Annotated in this window: 17 protein-coding genes; 14 read left to right on the top strand and 3 right to left on the bottom strand. The window is 57.8% G+C overall.

The features are described 5' to 3' along the window. Positions 1 to 11 precede the first annotated feature (11 nt). From WD429_RS01695 to WD429_RS01725, 7 genes are all read left to right on the top strand, one after another. Positions 12 to 83 (top strand): BBE domain-containing protein, encoded by a 72-nt coding sequence (locus WD429_RS01695; RefSeq protein ID WP_368420498.1) that lies wholly within the window; start codon positions 12 to 14, stop codon positions 81 to 83. Between the two features lie 119 nt (positions 84 to 202). Next, positions 203 to 364 (top strand): hypothetical protein, encoded by a 162-nt coding sequence (locus WD429_RS01700; RefSeq protein WP_368420442.1) that lies wholly within the window; start codon positions 203 to 205, stop codon positions 362 to 364. Positions 365 to 406: 42 nt separating this feature from the next. Further along, positions 407 to 595: a hypothetical protein gene (locus WD429_RS01705; RefSeq protein WP_368420502.1), complete on the top strand. Its 189-nt coding sequence runs from the start codon at positions 407 to 409 to the stop codon at positions 593 to 595. Positions 596 to 683: 88 nt separating this feature from the next. Next, entirely contained in the window at positions 684 to 1,736 is a 1,053-nt protein-coding gene (locus WD429_RS01710) for a TRAP transporter substrate-binding protein (RefSeq protein WP_368420443.1), read from the top strand. An 83-nt stretch (positions 1,737 to 1,819) separates the two neighbouring features. Continuing rightward, positions 1,820 to 2,461 carry a TRAP transporter small permease subunit gene (locus WD429_RS01715; protein ID WP_368420444.1) on the top strand — a complete coding sequence of 214 codons (642 nt, stop codon included), beginning with the start codon at positions 1,820 to 1,822 and terminating at the stop codon, positions 2,459 to 2,461. After that, complete coding sequence (locus tag WD429_RS01720) at positions 2,451 to 3,806, top strand: TRAP transporter large permease subunit (RefSeq protein WP_368420445.1); 1,356 nt, start codon at positions 2,451 to 2,453, stop codon at positions 3,804 to 3,806. The genes WD429_RS01715 and WD429_RS01720 overlap by 11 nt, the downstream gene beginning before the upstream one ends. Positions 3,807 to 4,002: 196 nt before the next feature. Further along, positions 4,003 to 4,458 carry a GatB/YqeY domain-containing protein gene (locus WD429_RS01725; protein ID WP_368420446.1) on the top strand — a complete coding sequence of 152 codons (456 nt, stop codon included), beginning with the start codon at positions 4,003 to 4,005 and terminating at the stop codon, positions 4,456 to 4,458. A gap of 20 nt (positions 4,459 to 4,478) precedes the next feature. On the opposite strand, the gene WD429_RS01730 is transcribed toward WD429_RS01725, so the two are convergent. Further along, positions 4,479 to 4,712 carry a hypothetical protein gene (locus WD429_RS01730; RefSeq protein WP_368420447.1) on the bottom strand — a complete coding sequence of 78 codons (234 nt, stop codon included), beginning with the start codon at positions 4,710 to 4,712 and terminating at the stop codon, positions 4,479 to 4,481. Further along, the gene (locus WD429_RS01735; protein ID WP_368420499.1) at positions 4,709 to 4,780 is read right to left on the bottom strand and encodes an SEC-C metal-binding domain-containing protein; all 72 of its coding nucleotides are present in this window, start codon (positions 4,778 to 4,780) and stop codon (positions 4,709 to 4,711) included. The genes WD429_RS01730 and WD429_RS01735 overlap by 4 nt, the downstream gene beginning before the upstream one ends. 191 nt (positions 4,781 to 4,971) lie before the next feature. Between WD429_RS01735 and WD429_RS01740 the strand changes: the two genes are divergently transcribed. The 6 genes from WD429_RS01740 (at position 4,972) to WD429_RS01765 (ending at position 12,482) form a co-directional block, all read left to right on the top strand. Beyond that, the gene (locus WD429_RS01740) at positions 4,972 to 5,583 is read left to right on the top strand and encodes a lysophospholipid acyltransferase family protein (RefSeq protein WP_368420448.1); all 612 of its coding nucleotides are present in this window, start codon (positions 4,972 to 4,974) and stop codon (positions 5,581 to 5,583) included. A gap of 405 nt (positions 5,584 to 5,988) precedes the next feature. After that, on the top strand, positions 5,989 to 7,368 hold the full coding sequence (locus WD429_RS01745; protein ID WP_368420449.1) for an MFS transporter: 1,380 nt from the start codon (positions 5,989 to 5,991) through the stop codon (positions 7,366 to 7,368). 20 nt (positions 7,369 to 7,388) lie between these two features. Next, positions 7,389 to 8,228 (top strand): universal stress protein, encoded by an 840-nt coding sequence (locus tag WD429_RS01750; protein ID WP_368420450.1) that lies wholly within the window; start codon positions 7,389 to 7,391, stop codon positions 8,226 to 8,228. A gap of 173 nt (positions 8,229 to 8,401) precedes the next feature. After that, entirely contained in the window at positions 8,402 to 9,763 is a 1,362-nt protein-coding gene (locus WD429_RS01755) for a glycine cleavage T C-terminal barrel domain-containing protein (RefSeq protein ID WP_368420451.1), read from the top strand. Between the two features lie 66 nt (positions 9,764 to 9,829). After that, the gene (locus WD429_RS01760; RefSeq protein WP_368420452.1) at positions 9,830 to 10,765 is read left to right on the top strand and encodes a methylenetetrahydrofolate reductase; all 936 of its coding nucleotides are present in this window, start codon (positions 9,830 to 9,832) and stop codon (positions 10,763 to 10,765) included. After that, on the top strand, positions 10,746 to 12,482 hold the full coding sequence (locus WD429_RS01765; RefSeq protein ID WP_368420453.1) for a formate--tetrahydrofolate ligase: 1,737 nt from the start codon (positions 10,746 to 10,748) through the stop codon (positions 12,480 to 12,482). The genes WD429_RS01760 and WD429_RS01765 overlap by 20 nt, the downstream gene beginning before the upstream one ends. Here WD429_RS01765 and WD429_RS01770 read toward each other — a convergent pair. Then, on the bottom strand, positions 12,474 to 13,583 hold the full coding sequence (locus WD429_RS01770) for a GlxA family transcriptional regulator (protein ID WP_368420454.1): 1,110 nt from the start codon (positions 13,581 to 13,583) through the stop codon (positions 12,474 to 12,476). The two genes, WD429_RS01765 and WD429_RS01770, sit on opposite strands and share 9 nt — an antisense overlap. Before the next feature lie 237 nt (positions 13,584 to 13,820). On the opposite strand from WD429_RS01770, the gene WD429_RS01775 reads away from it, so the two are divergent. Then, positions 13,821 to 15,203: an L-serine ammonia-lyase gene (locus WD429_RS01775; RefSeq protein ID WP_368420455.1), complete on the top strand. Its 1,383-nt coding sequence runs from the start codon at positions 13,821 to 13,823 to the stop codon at positions 15,201 to 15,203. The last annotated feature ends 29 nt before the right edge of the window (positions 15,204 to 15,232 follow it).

Genomic DNA, 15,232 nt, shown 5'->3' on the forward strand with positions numbered 1-15,232 from the left:
CCTACAAGCGGCTGGTGGAGGTTAAGCAGAAGTATGATCCGGAGAACCTGTTCCGTGTGAATCAGAATGTTCGGCCTCGTTAACAGTGGGAGAGGGCCTTGCCCCCAGCGGGCCACTCTCACTCCAAGCAATTTTTTCCTGTTTCGGATATAATGGACGGCTCAGGTTGGCGACTAAGCCAACGGTTGATCTGGAGAACACCATGAGTAAGAAACCCGCAAAAGCGACATTAACGACTGCTACGATCGAGGAGCAGACGGCTGCATTTTTAAAGTCCGGTGGGGCGGTTGAGTATGTGGACAAGGGTAAAAGCGGGCAATTCGCCTCTTCAGGTTCAAAGCCGGTTAGCCAGAAGGTTAGCTGAACGCCGGGACAGTCTGAGATTCTGAAGGCGAAAGCCAGCACCGTGAATCATCTGGCTGTCTCGGATGTCCGTCAGGACACACTCGACGAGGCCATCGCCTTTATTAATCAGAACCCCAATGGCAACGGCAAGCAGGCTATCCAGTTCTGGACCCAGACTAAAACCGTCACCGCTCGGTGGTTTGAACCTGACAATTTGTCCAAAGAGGTCAATACTACCATCTCGATGTAGTGAAAACGCGGGGCAGGGCTGTTTCTGGTCCGGCCTCTGCGATCATGTTTCGAAAACCGATAAACCAACAAGAAAAGGAATAGAAACCATGAGATATAAGTTCCCTGTGTCGGCTGCAATGGCTGCGGGCGTCACTGCTCTGAGCCTGTCAGCTGCCGTTCATGCCGCTGGCCCCGAAAAGCTGGACGTTGCCAATACCTTCAATACCAGTATTTTTATTGGCGAAGGTGCGCTTCGGTTCGCTGAAGAGCTGGCAACCGTGACGGACGGCGAGATCGAGCTGGATGTTCATAACCCGGGTGATCTGGTGCCTGCGTTCGAAGTGTTCAACTCGGTCTCGTCCGGTGCTATCCCTGCGGGCTGGGACTGGATCGGCTATTGGGCGGGTACGGTTCCGGTTACCAACCTGTATGGGGCCCTGCCGTTCGGACCCTCGCCCGAAGCCTTCATGTCCTGGATGTGGGCAGGTGAAGGCACTGAAATCCTGCAGAGTGCCTACGATCAGTACAACGTGAAGGTGTTGCCCTGCTTTATCTCGCCCCAGGAAACCGGGGGCTGGTACAACAAGGAAATCAACACGATCAAGGACTTTGACGGCCTGCGGATGCGGATTTCCGGCCTGGGTGCCAAGGTGTTGAACAAGTATGGTGCGTCTACCCAGTTGATCCCGGGTGGAGAAATCTACCTGGCCCTGGAGCGTGGGCGCATAGACGCCACTGAATTTTCGGTGCCGCAGGTGGACCAGCTGATGGGCTTCGAGGACATCACCAAATATTATTACTTCCCCGGTTGGCACCAGTCAGCGAGCTGGTTTTCATTTATCGTCAACAAGGATGTCTGGAGCGAGTACGACGATGCGACCAAGGCCAAGTTTGAGACCGCCTGCCGCGCCACGCTGCAATGGTCCATGGCGGAAGCGCCTGCCGAGCAGATGCGTGTGATCAAAAAGCTGGAGCAGAAGGGCATTGAGGTCAAACGTTTCCCGGATCCGGTTATTGCCGAGTTGCGCAAGGGCTGGGAAGAGGTACGCGCGGAGGAAATGAAGAACAATCCTCTGTTCAAGAAAGCGTATGAGTCCCTGATGGAGCATACCGAGTTGGTTGAAGACTGGTACGAGTTGCAAGCCATCCCCCGCGACTGACGGGTTATGTTCAGGGCTGACGGCGTCGCAATGATGTCGTCAGCCGGTTTCGTTTGCTTCGGCCAGATGGATACTATAACAGTATGACTTCCTACACCGATTCTACGAGTTCCGCTCCTCCTCCTCTGCGTTACAAGATTGCTCATCTACTGGCGATCATCGCCTTTCCACTGATCGGACTTGGCCGTTGGCTGGGGCGTGTGTCCAGTTGGCTGGTTCTTGTGGTGATGTTTATGGTACTGACCACCGTGGTGATGAATGCTCTGGGTATGAACGAACTGGTGAGCTGGGAGAATAAGATATTTTTGCTGGGCAATTCGATCACGATCAACTCGGCGACCGAAATGCAGTGGCATCTGTTCGGTTTGTTGACCCTGATCGGGGGGAGTTATGCCTTACACTCCGATACCCATGTTCGGGTGGATTTGGTTCATCACCACCTGAGCCCTGCCGGCAAACACTGGGTTGATATTATTGGCCATCTGGTCATGTTGATCCCTTTCTGTGTCCTGATTGCCTGGCTGTCGAAACACTTCGTACAGATGTCTTACGTATCGGGCGAGCAGTCCAACTATGGCGGTCTGACCGACCGCTTCCTTATTAAGGCGGCACTGCCTGCGGGGCTTATCCTGCTTGCGGTAAGCGCCCTGGGACAGGTATTCGATCGCTTGGCCCGAATACTTGACCCCCGTCGCGACGCACAGGAGAACCCGAATGCTGAATGAGTATGGCCTGGCCATTGCCATGGTGCTGGCGTTGTTGGTCGGTATTTTCAGTGGGTATCCGGTTGCGTTTCTGCTCGGGGGGCTGGGGATTCTGTTCGCATTTATCGGCGATATTCCCATACCGTTTCTGGGAACGGTGGGTTCTCGCATATTCGGCGGTGTCATCGAAAACTGGCTGCTCATTGCCATACCACTGTTTGTTTTTATGGGCTTGATGCTGGAAAAATCCGGTGTCGCGAGGAACCTGCTACTGACGCTCCAGCGGCTTTTTGGCCGCGTGCGGGGTGGTCTGGCTATTTCGGTGGCGCTGCTGGGGGTGGTGATGGCGGCGAGCACGGGGATCATTGGTGCGTCGGTTGTCATGCTCGGGTTGCTGGCGTTGCCGGTAATGATGCGACAGGGTTACAAGCCGGAAATGGCCTACGGCGTGGTTGCCGCTTCGGGAACCCTGGGCATACTGATTCCGCCTTCCATCATGCTGGTGTTGATGGGTTCCATACTGAATATCTCGGTGGGTGATCTTTTCAAGGCGGCGCTGATGCCGGGGCTTATGCTTGGCGTGCTTTATACCCTGTATTTGCTGGTTACTGCTTACATCAAGCCGGAGTGGGCACCATTGGCCAGTGAAGGCGAAGATGCACATCTGACCGAGCAGCATGCGCCTATGCTGGTGGCGTTGCTGCGGGATCTGGCTGGGCCTGTTGTGTTGATTGTGGCTGTGCTGGGCTCGATCATGGCCGGTATTGCCACGCCTACCGAAGCGGCGGCCATTGGTGCTGCCGGTTCACTGGTCCTTGCGCTCGGGCTGCGCCAGTTAAACTGGAGCGCGCTACGGACTGTTTGCCGCGATACGTCGAAAACATCGGCAATGATCCTGTTCGTGGTTATCGGTGCAACCTGTTTCAGTGTGGTATTCAAAAAGCTGGGCGGTGACGACATGATCGTCGATATCATCACTGGCACCGGCCTGGGGCCCTACGGGTTGCTGCTGCTCCTGATGGGGCTGATCTTCATACTCGGTTTTTTCCTGGAATGGATTGAGATCAGCTTTGTGGTGCTGCCACTGCTGGTGCCTGTGGTGGAGGGCCTGGAATTTGCTGGTGTCAGCAGCAGCGGCCTGATGGTCTGGTTCGCAGTGTTGGTGGCGATCAACCTGCAAACCAGTTTCCTGACTCCGCCGTTTGGCTACGCGTTGTTCTATCTGAAAGGCATCGCCGAAGGAAATGTCGGCATCGGTGTTATCTACCGTTCGATTATTCCTTTTGTGGCACTGCAATTGACTGGTCTGGTGTTGTGCATCGCCTTCCCGGCCATCGTGCTCTGGTTTCCGGGGTTGACGAAATAGCCGCTCTGGCTTGCACTCGCTCCACCCAGGCCAGGGTGGTGAACTGTAATCATGCAACAACTCCGTTCGCATCAAGCATCAATAGAATGGGCAGGTTATCAGAGGTAGGCTGAAAATGGCTTTTTGGTTCACTACCACCGTGGTTTGAGTCACTATTTGGAGTATTTCCCTTAATCCACAGAACAGGAGCTCGACAATGTCGGAATCATCACTTAAGGATCAATTGAGCACGGCGGTGAAAAACGCGATGCGGAACAGGGATAAAACCCGGCTTGTGACTCTGCGTATGGCACAGGCTGCGATCAAACAGATCGAGATTGATGAGCGCCGGGAGCTCTCTGATGATGACGTTCTGAAAGTGCTGGACAAAATGCTCAAGCAGCGTCGCGATGCCGCCAGTCAATACGACAATGCCGGTCGCGAAGAGCTTGGGGACAAGGAGCGGGCGGAAATGGTGATTATTGAGGAGTTCATGCCCGCCGCTCTTAACGAGGATGATCTTGATGGCCTGATCCGTGGGGCCATCAGCGCAACCGGTGCCCAGGGTATGCAGGACATGGGTAATGTCATGAATGAACTGCGCCCCCAGGTGCTGGGCCGGGTCGACATGGGGCATTTGAGCAAGAAGGTGCGGGCTGCGCTGGCGGGTTAAGGATATAGGCAGCCGTGCTGTTACCGCCCATTCCCCTTCACGCCCAACCGGTCCAGATACACGTGAAGCTCCGCTTCGCTCATATCCACGTACTCAAGAACCCGTCCGTACAGCATGGCGGTGGGCACATTGCGGTTCTTGAGTTCCTGCTGGGTCTGCTGAAGCACGTACAGGATGATGCGCTCGGTGCGGGTCAGGCCGTCTCGGGCGTCGGGGATGACTTCCAGTATGACTTGCCATTCTTCCGGGCTCACAGGCAACAGGCCTTGTGCTTTTTACCACTGCCACAGGGGCAAGCCATGTTGTCGTGCTGTCTATTCATCGGGAGTCCGCGTGGCTGGCTATGCTCGTTTACCGGCAGTGTATCAGCGCTAAACTGAACTGCTATAGCCCCGTTCGTTACTCACCGAGTTGAAGCGGTGAACAAGGCATGCCGTCTGGAGTATAATTCTGGGCGGTTTCGGGTATTACTGAAGCCTTTAGCTTTTAGTCGTCGGTAAATGGATAACAGATATGTCACTGAATAAAGAAGGAGCCGGGGTGTCCACGGGCAGTTCTATTTCTCAGCGCCTGGCTTCCCGAATGTTACGCACTGCGGGCTGGAACATTCACCCGTTTCCGGATATTCCCAGGGCCATAGTGGTGGCCGGCCCGCATACGTCCAATTGGGATGGCGTGCTGGGGCTGGCTTGTGGGGTCGCCCTGGGTCTTGATGCCCGGTTCATGATCAAGCACTCGCTGTTCAAGGGTCCTCTGGGCTGGGTCTTGCGACGGTTCGGCGCTATTCCGGTCGATCGTTCGAAAACCGGCGGCGTGGTGGGGCAGGCGGTTGAGCAGTTCAACACGCACGACAGGATGGTCATTGTTGTAACACCAGAGGGAACGCGCCACAACGCAAAGCAATGGAAGACCGGCTTTCATCATATCGCCCGGCAGGCTGAGGTACCTATTGTTGTGGCCGCTGCGGATTATCGCAAAAAGCAGCTCACTTACCCGCTTATTCTGCAACCGACGGACGATCTGGCAGCCGACATGCAAAAACTCTACGCGGCTTTTGCCGAGGCGACCCCTCGCCGCCCGGACAGGCTTTCCGACCCGGTCAAGGTGTTGAGGGGGTCACGGTAAGCCAAGGATGATGGCGTGTCGCGGGCTCAAATCACTGTCTCTGGATGCGCCGATTAATGACATTTTAAGCATTTTGCTATATAATTCTGCGCCTTGTTCATCGATGCAATGGATCAGCCAGTTAAAACAATAAACTGATTGTTTGTATCGGGTACTGGTTTCACCGCGCTTTTCCCTCTGCAGCCTTTGCAAAGGGCCCCGTTCGTTGCCCCCGGCCTATCCAGGCTATGCCTTGCCGTAGTTATCGTCACGCCCTGTGGCGGCCTGCGTCTGTCCGGCATGGCTTTCGAAGCCGTTCGAGGCTTTTGCTTAGAGTGATTTTGATTCAGAAACGATACTCCCGTTCGTGCGGTCTTGTCTTTTTCTGTGCCTCTTTTTCAACCTGAAATTTAGGAGACAGACTAAGTGCTAAAATACGCCATTCTTTCGGTATCGCTGATTACCGTCATGGCCGGGGCAATGATAGCGCCCGCCGTGGCTTCGATCGCCGCCGCTTTTCCGGAGGCCACACCTCTGCAGATTAACGTTCTGACTTCCCTGCACGCCGGTATGGTGGTGCCTTTTGCCTTTGTTTCAGGCTATCTGGTTCGTTACTACTCCAAGAAAAACATTCTGCTGGTCTCTCTGGTGCTCTACCTGATTGGTGGTGTTGGCGGGGCACTGTCTCCGGATATCTGGTTCATGCTGGCGACCCGTGCGGTGCTGGGTATTGCTGTGGGCCTGATGATTCCGATTTCCATTACGTTGATCTCCGATAACTACTTCGGTGAGGAGCGCACCGCCACCTTGGGGCTGCAAAGCGCCGCTACCAATCTGGGCGGTATCATTGCCATTGTGGTTTCCGGCTTCCTGGCAACCCAGGGGTGGCAGTATTCCTTCATGTCCTACGGGCTGGGTGCCATCATCTTTTTCATTGTCCTGTTCCTGATTCCGAACAAGAAACCGGAGCCCTATGTAAAAGAGTCCGTCAACAACCGGCTGGACCCCAGGGTGTGGCTGCTGGCGTTCTACATGGTGCTGACGTTTGTGGTGTTCTTTGGCATTCCTTCCAATATGGCGCTGTTCCTGAAAGAGTTGGATGTAACCAATACCATCACCAACGGCATTATCATCGCTACCTGCTCGGTCGGTGGTTTCCTTGGCGGTCTGGGCCTGGCGTTTTTCCGCCGCAAGTTCAAAAGCTTCTTTATCCCTCTTCAGGTGAGCTTCATGGCGATCGGTTTTGTGCTGATCGCTTTCGTCAACGAGTCACTGTTCAGTCTGGGGCTGGGCGTGCTGATCCTCGGTTTTGGTTATGGCAGCACCGTACCGGTGATCTTTGACAGCGCCACCCGTATTACCACCGGCACTGCAACAGCTACCGCAACCGCTATTCTGGTCAGCTCTATTTATACCGGGCAGTTTCTGTCTCCGGTGTTGCTGGGTTTTGTGTCCCGCACCTTCGGCGATGGCTCGGTGTTCTACTCTTACACCATGATGGCGTTGGCGCTGGTGTTCGTGGCCGCCCTGTTGCTGTCGGAGCGTTTCCTGCACTTTACCGGCATCAAAGGCTGGCTGACCCGTAGTAACACCAAACGTCTGATTACTGAGATCAGTGACCAGCAGACCGACCTGAAAGACTCCATCGACTCGCTGACTAAAAAGCTGGACTCGCTGCAGCAACCTCGCTTACCGCAAAACGATGATCAGGTGGCAAAGCTGAGTAGCATCGTAGAAGAGCTGAACGCACGCATTGAGTCCCTGACAAATCAGCGTGACCACCAATCCGGTAACTCCGGGGTCTGACCCGGAACGAGGAGACGATTATGAACAATCAGGTAATTGCCTGTCTTGACGATTCGGATTACGCGCAGGCTGTGGCAGACGCCGCAAGCTGGACCAGCAAAACCTTGGGCGCGCCTCTCACCCTGTTGCATGTAATGGAGGCTTCGGAAAATGCTGAGCAGCAGGTCACAGCTAGCCAGGCCGATAGCATGCGCACTCGCCTGACCGCTCTGGATCAACAGCGCGTGGCGCTGAACAAGGAACGGGGTGAGCTGCTGCTGGACTTCGCCGCGGAAGAAGCCAGAAAGTCAGGCATGGCCGACGACGCTCGTCGTAAGCTGGTGCGTGGAAATCTGATGGAGACGCTGACTGGCCTGCAGGACAGCTTGCGAGTGCTGGTCGTTGGTAAAAGAGGGAAGTCCGCGTCTGAGGATAATCTGGGCAGTCACCTTGAACAGATGATCCGCACCAACCCGCGACCGACTCTGATCGTCGGTCGCAAGTTCACCGCGCCGACCAAAGCACTGCTCGCCTTCGATGGCAGTGACACCATGGTGCGCGCTGTGAACACCATCGCCGGTAGCCCGATGTTCCATCATCTGGAATGCCATGTGGTGCTGGTAGGGGCGGAAACCGACGAGCATCGGGAGCAGCTTAACTGGGCCGAAACTACGCTGGAACATGCCGATGTTTCGGTGAAAACCCACCTGGCAGCGGCAACGTTTGTGGATGCCACCCTGACCGACTATGCCAACGATAATGACATCGACCTGATGGTCATGGGCGCATACGGTCATTCGCGGCTTCGGCAGATGTTGGTTGGCAGCACTACCTCCGCGCTGTTGAAGCACACCCGCATGACGTTGCTGGTACTGAGGTGATGCAGGTTCACGGATGTCAGCAAGCGTAAAGGGTATGAACCCGGCGACCTGAAGTGACAGCGAGAGAGTTCCGTTGACGCTTTTGGTTGTGCCGGTGTCGTATTGGTTCAACCTGACGATCTCAAATACGGTCACATTAGAGCTATCGACAACCCGGTAAGGGGGAGATAGCAATGGCCGTTCAATTCGAAAAAGCACTACTGGATTATCCGCAACAGCGGGCAGGTGCCGCCAGGCAGCCTGACAGTGTCGACCAGTCTGACCGCCGGGTTCCCATCAATCTGCGTCAGTCCGGCCCCACGCCGGTGGAAATGCTGATTTCCACACGGGTTCGTAAGTCGCCGTATTGGCATCTGGCCTATGAGGCAGGGTGCTGGCGGGCGACCGTGTACAACCGTATGTATCACCCTCGTGGCTATGTCCGCCCGGAAGACGGCGGTGCCATGGTGGAATACGAGTCGCTGATACACGACGTCACTCTATGGAACGTGGCGGTCGAGCGCCAGATCCAGGTCAAGGGCCCGGATGCGGAACGCTTCGTGAACTACGTGATCACCCGGGATGCCACGAAGATCAAACCCATGCGTGGCAAGTACGTCATCCTGTGCAACGAGGAAGGCGGCATTCTCAATGATCCGGTGCTGCTGAGAGTCGCTGAGGATGAGTTCTGGTTCTCGCTCTCCGACAGCGATCTGGAGTTCTGGCTGCGAGGGGTGAATGTCGGTATGGCGTTTGATGTCAGCATCGCGGAAATTGATGTTGCGCCGGTGCAGATTCAGGGCCCCAAATCCGAAGCGCTGATGGCGGATCTGTTTGGTGAAGGCGTGAAGGATATTCCCTTCTACGGGCTGATGGAGGGCCAGGTTGCCGGCCATGATGTGATCATCTCCCAGACGGGTTTCACCGGCGAGAAGGGCTATGAGATATACCTGAAGGAAGCCACCAAGTACGCCGAAGACCTGTGGTATACCGTGCTTGCCGCGGGTGAGCCCCACAACCTGCGGGTGATTGCCCCTGCACACCACCGCCGAATTGCCGCGGGCATTCTTTCCTGGGGCCAGGATGTGGACCAGGAAACCCTGCCGTTCCAGTGCGACCTGGCGTACCAGGTTCCGCGCAATAAGGACGCCGACTACATCGGCAAGCAGAAGCTCGAGAAGGTTCGTGAGCAGATTGATGCTGGTCGTCCGCCTTTCAGTCACATCATGGTGGGCATCCGCTTTGGGGGTGGCAATGTGACCGATTACGCCAACGATTTCTGGCTGGTCAGCGGCCCTGACGGCGGCGAACCCGAAGGCTACGTCACTTCGCCCTGGTACTCGCCCGAGCTGGAAACCAACATCGCGTTGGCGTATGTGCCGTATGACCTACGCGCGGTGGGCTCACGCCTGACCGTCCACCTGCCGGTGGAATACGCCGCAGCGGACGGCTCCACAGCTGTGGCGGCAGAAGTGGTGGACGTACCTTTCCGGCCATCCGTGAACCCCAACGCTCGCGAGCGGGCCCGGGCGAAGGGCATTGACTTCGCCGACTAGCGAAACCGGCAGTGTGAGCGGTTTCGGCCGCCTGCTGCTTGCTGCACATGGGGAGCAATGGGGTGCATGGTGATGAAGCTGGTGAGCAATAACGAGGCGTTCAGTCCGCACGATGAGGCAGCTGCTGCCAAGCTCAGGGCGCTGGTGTGCTCGGCATCCATTGAGGCGACGCCCCGCCAGATACTGGCTACGGAACGTCTGCCGGACATGTTGCCCGCGGGTACCTGTGTTTATGTGCCGTTCCTGCCCAGGGGGCAATTCAGCGACACGCTGGAAGCCTGCCGGCACCTGGTCGATGTGGGGTTGCAACCGATACCCCACGTGCCGGCTCGCATGGCGGAGAGCCGTGGGCAACTGCGGGACTGGCTGGCCGAGCTGGATGAAAGCGGCGTTGACCGGTTGTTGCTGATTGCTGGCGACAGCGACACAGCGGCCGGACCCTTTGCGGATACGCTGGCGGTGCTGGAGTCTGGCTTGCTGGCGCAATTCCGGTTTCACGGTATTGGTGTTGCCGCCCACCCGGACGGGCACCCGATGGCAGACCGGGCAACCCTGACCCAGGCCCTGAGTATCAAGCGAGAATACGCCCGCACCACAGCCACAAGGCTTTGGGTGGTTACCCAGTTTACCTTTGACGCCGACGTTGTGGTCGATTGGCTGCAGAGCCTGGGCGACGTTCTGGAGGAAGTGCCGGTCTACATCGGCATGGCCGGGCCGACGAAGGTAAAAACGCTCATCGCCTATGCGGCGCAATGCGGGGTAGGGGCGTCGGCCCGGCTGATGTTACGTCGCCCGGGCAGCGCCAGACTTCTTCGCGCCTGGACACCGGATGGCATGGTACGTGCGCTGGTCCGGTATTGCCTGGACAATCCGGATACTCTGCTGCGGGGTATCCATCTTTTCCCATTCGGTGGCCTGCGTCAGGCGGCGCGATGGATTCAAGAACACAGCGGGTCCGTTGAGGACCAGAGAGGACCGTTCCATGAGTCTTCAGTACAGTAAGCTGACACCCGCAACCCCACCGGCGGCGGTTTTTCCGCCGCCGGGTGCCCCGGACATTGAGATTGCCCGCTCGGTCCAGCCGCAGTCTATTCTCCTGCTGGCCCAGCAGCGATTCGGGTTGCCGGCTGAGAGCCTGGTGCCCTTCGGCCACTACAAGGCCAAACTGGATATGGCCTACGTGGATACCTCTGCCACGGCACCTCGGGGCAAGCTGGTGCTGGTCACCGCGATTACGCCCACGCCTGCCGGTGAGGGGAAGACCACCACCAGTGTCGGACTGAACGATGGGTTTAACCGTCTGGGAGTGCGTTCTTCCGTGTGCCTGCGGGAACCGTCCCTGGGCCCCTGTTTTGGCATGAAGGGCGGGGCAGCCGGCGGAGGCCGGGCCCAGGTGATTCCGATGGAAGACATCAACCTTCACTTCAACGGTGATTTTCACGCGATTACCACGGCTCACAACCTGCTGGCCTCGCTTATCGACAACCATATTCACTGGGGCAACGAAGCCGGGCTGGACCCGCGCTACATAAGCTGGCGCAGAGTCATGGATATAACCGATCGGTCCCTGAGAAACATGGTCTGTGGCCTGGGTGGGGCGGCCCACGGCGTACCCCGGGAAACCGGATTCGATATCACGGTGTCATCGGAAATCATGGCCATACTCTGCCTGGCGGATGGCAGGGCGGACCTGAAGCAGCGATTGGGCAATATCATCGTTGGCAGGCGCACCGATATGACACCGGTGACCGTGCGTGACCTGGGTCTGGAAGGCTCGCTGACGGTACTGTTGAAAGATGCGCTGCAGCCAAATCTGGTGCAGAGCCTGGAGCACAACCCGGTGTTCATTCACGGTGGCCCCTTCGCCAATATCGCTCACGGTTGCAATTCGGTGACCGCCACTCGCGCGGCGCTTGCGCTGAATGATGTGGTGGTGACCGAGGCCGGCTTTGGTGCCGACCTGGGCGCAGAAAAGTTCATCGACATCAAATGCCGCCATACCGGCTTGCGGCCCGATGCCGCCGTCGTGGTTTGCACCATCCGGGCCCTGAAGATGCAGGGCGGTGTTCCCCGCAGCCAACTGGCGATTCCTGACCTGCCGGCCCTGCGGGAAGGCACCGCCAACCTGGAACGCCACATTCGCAACCTGCAGCAGTTTGGCCTGAACCCGGTGGTTTGTATCAATCGCTTTCCGGATGACACCGAAGATGAATTAGCACTCGTGAAATCTCTCAGTGAAGATCTTGGCGTGAGGGCGGTACCCGCGGACCACTGGGCCAGGGGCGGAGAGGGGGCCACCGAACTGGCCCAGGCGGTACTTGATCAGATGGACGAGGGCTCGCCAGACGTGAAATTCCTTTATGAGGACAGCCTGCCGCTGGCGGACAAGATACGCACCATCGCCACCCGTATTTACCATGCCGGCAGCGTGGAGTTCACAACGGTGGCCAAGCGGCAGCTTGAGGAATACGAGGCCCTGGGCTTTGGTCATCTGCCGGTGTGTATCGCCAAGACTCAGTACAGTTTCTCTGTGGACTCATCGGTCAAGGGAGCACCTTCCGGGCACATGTTGCCGGTGAGGGAAGTGCGCCTGGCCGCAGGCGCGGGATTTGTGGTGGCGGTCTGCGGCGACATCATGACCATGCCGGGCCTGCCGCGTCGCCCGGCGGCGCTGGATATTGCCCTCGATGAGAACGGCCTGGTGGTGGGGTTAACCTGAGCCAGTACCTTCGAAAATACCGTAAGTGGGCTCGGTCCGCGCCCGCCTGAGCGCCTGCAGCGATGAAGACGGCAGGCTGGACATGGAGTCCGCAAGTATCTCCTCGGGGCTTCCCTGAGCATGGACTGTCATGCGTTCATGCTTTGGTGCCCGCCCCATGGTTTTACGGTAACACCGGCTGAAATGGGTGGCGGAGACAAAGCCGCACAGGGAGGCAATCTCGACAATAGAGCAGGGTGTCTGTTTGAGTAGCCGGCGAGCGCGGTTCAATCGCACCCGCAGGTAGTAACGTGAGGGAGTGCACCCCAGATGTTTGAGAAACAGACGCTCAAGCTGGCGGCGGGATAGGCCCGCCAGGCTGGCAAGTTCCTGTAACTCGATGGGTTCCTCTATGTTGGCTTCCATCAACTGGGCCGCTTCCGCCAGTTTCGGCTGGGCACAGGCCAGTGCCGGGTGCATGGGCATGGGCTGTTGCTCGCTTTCTTCGCGTATGCGGTCGCACACAAACATGTGGGAAACGGCATTGCTGAGCTCCTTGCCATGACGGCGGGAGAGGAAGCTGAGCATCATGTGCATGGGCACGGTGCCACCGGTGCAGGTCATCCGTTCACGTTCAACGGTGAACAGGCGGTTATTGGTCTGTACCCGGGGAAAGCCCTCCTGCATGGCTTCCAGACATTCCCAATGGGCACTGCAGGCATGGCCATCAAGCAGGCCGGCGCTGGCAAGAACGTAAGGCCCTGTGCATACAGCGCCGAGGAGGACATGCCGCCGCGCCATCTGTTTCAGCCAGGTAATCTCCTTGCGGGAAAAACTCCGGGTGACGTCGATACCGGCAACAACCATCACCAGATCAAACCGGTGTTCTTCCTGGATCGACGCATCCGGGAGCATGGTAATGCCATCGCTGGCGCGGGCGGGTTCGCCCTCGGCGGTCAGCAGTTTCCAGGAATAGAGTTCGGTACCGGCCAGCTGGTTGGCCATTCGCAGCGGCTCAACAGCGGTTGCCAGGGCAATCAGGGTGAAATTGTCGATCAGCAGGAAACCGACCCGATAGGGGGCATCAGGCGTGTTTATGTGCGAGCCTGTGTCAGTGGTCATGCAACCTCCTCGCCCCGCTTGGGCCTGTTGCTGCAGTCAGTGCCCGGAGCATCCTTTCCGGCTGCTTTAACCTGAACATTAGCTGTTGGGCTTTCATCGTGCAATGCCTGAATTGCACAATAAGTGATCAGTTCAGGTGTGCTGTCGTAAATCATCGTGTCAATGTCGTCGGCAAGCATGCGGTCGGCAACCGGCGGCGGTACGGTGGAAGTACACCCCAAAGCAGGAGGCCGCACCGTGGCCATCAGTCTGTTTGAGCTGTTCAAAGCCGGTATTGGCCCGTCCAGTTCCCACACGGTCGGGCCCATGGAAGCGGCGCGCCGGTTTGCCGAGGGGTTGGAGTGCGAACATTTGCTGGCATCGGTACACCGGCTGAAAGTTACCCTGTATGGCTCGCTGGGTGCGACCGGTAAAGGCCATGGAACCGGCCCCGCAGTAATGATGGGGCTGGAGGGTGAGCGGCCGGACCAGATCGACCCGGATGAAATGCCGGCCCGTCTTGAGCGGCTTCGCAGCACTGGCACACTTTCCCTCGTGGGCCGCTATCCGGTTCGTTTCTGCGAGTCGAAGGATCTGGTGTATTACCGTCGCAAATCCCTCCCGGAACACCCCAACGGCATGATCTGCCAGGCCTTTGATTCAGAAGGCCAGTGCCTGCACGAGCAAACCTATTATTCCGTGGGTGGCGGCTTTGTGGTGGATGGGAACACAGGCGGTAGCCTGCATATCCTTGAAGACGATACCCCGCAGCCGTTTCCGTTCCACAGCGGTAGGGCGTTGCTGGCCCAATGCCGTGAGCATGATCTGAGCATTGCCGATGTGATGCTGGCCAATGAACAGGCGTGGCGCACCCCGGAGGAGATCCGCAGCGGTATCCTGGGGCTATGGGAAGTCATGCGTGAATGCGTGCGAAACGGCATTCGTCATGAGGGCGAGCTGCCCGGTGGGCTCAGGGTTCGGCGCCGGGCCGCGTCCTTATATCGCTCATTGATGGACAAGCACCGGGTGGACCTGATTTCGCCTTCCCTGAGCGCGCTGGACTGGGTCAACCTCTACGCCCTGGCGGTTAATGAAGAAAACGCCGCCGGCGGCCGGGTTGTGACGGCACCCACCAATGGCGCTGCCGGCATTATTCCGGCGGTGCTTCACTACTATTGGGAGTTCTGCCCCCGGGCCAGTGAGGATGGCATTATTCGTTTCATGCTGACCGCGGGCGCGATTGGCATGTTGTTCAAGGAAAACGCCTCCATCTCCGGGGCGGAAGTAGGGTGCCAGGGCGAGGTGGGTTCAGCCTGTGCCATGGCCGCCGCGGGCCTGGCTGCGGCTACGGGCGGCTACCCTGAGCAGGTGGAAAATGCCGCTGAAATCGGCATGGAACATCACCTGGGTATGACGTGTGACCCCATTGGTGGGCTGGTTCAGATTCCCTGCATCGAACGTAATGCCATGGCTTCGGTCAAGGCCATCGACGCCGCCATTATGGCCCTGCGGGGCGACGGCAAGCACTACGTATCGCTGGACAAGGTGCTGCACACCATGAGGGAAACCGGCCGCGACATGCTGGACAAGTACAAGGAAACCGCCAGGGGCGGGCTGGCAGTCAACATCATCGAATGTTGACCGCCGTCGTGTCGGGCTGCTGAACCCCG

It is taken from the genome of Marinobacter sp., assembly GCF_040904845.1.
Lineage (GTDB): Bacteria > Pseudomonadota > Gammaproteobacteria > Pseudomonadales > Oleiphilaceae > Marinobacter.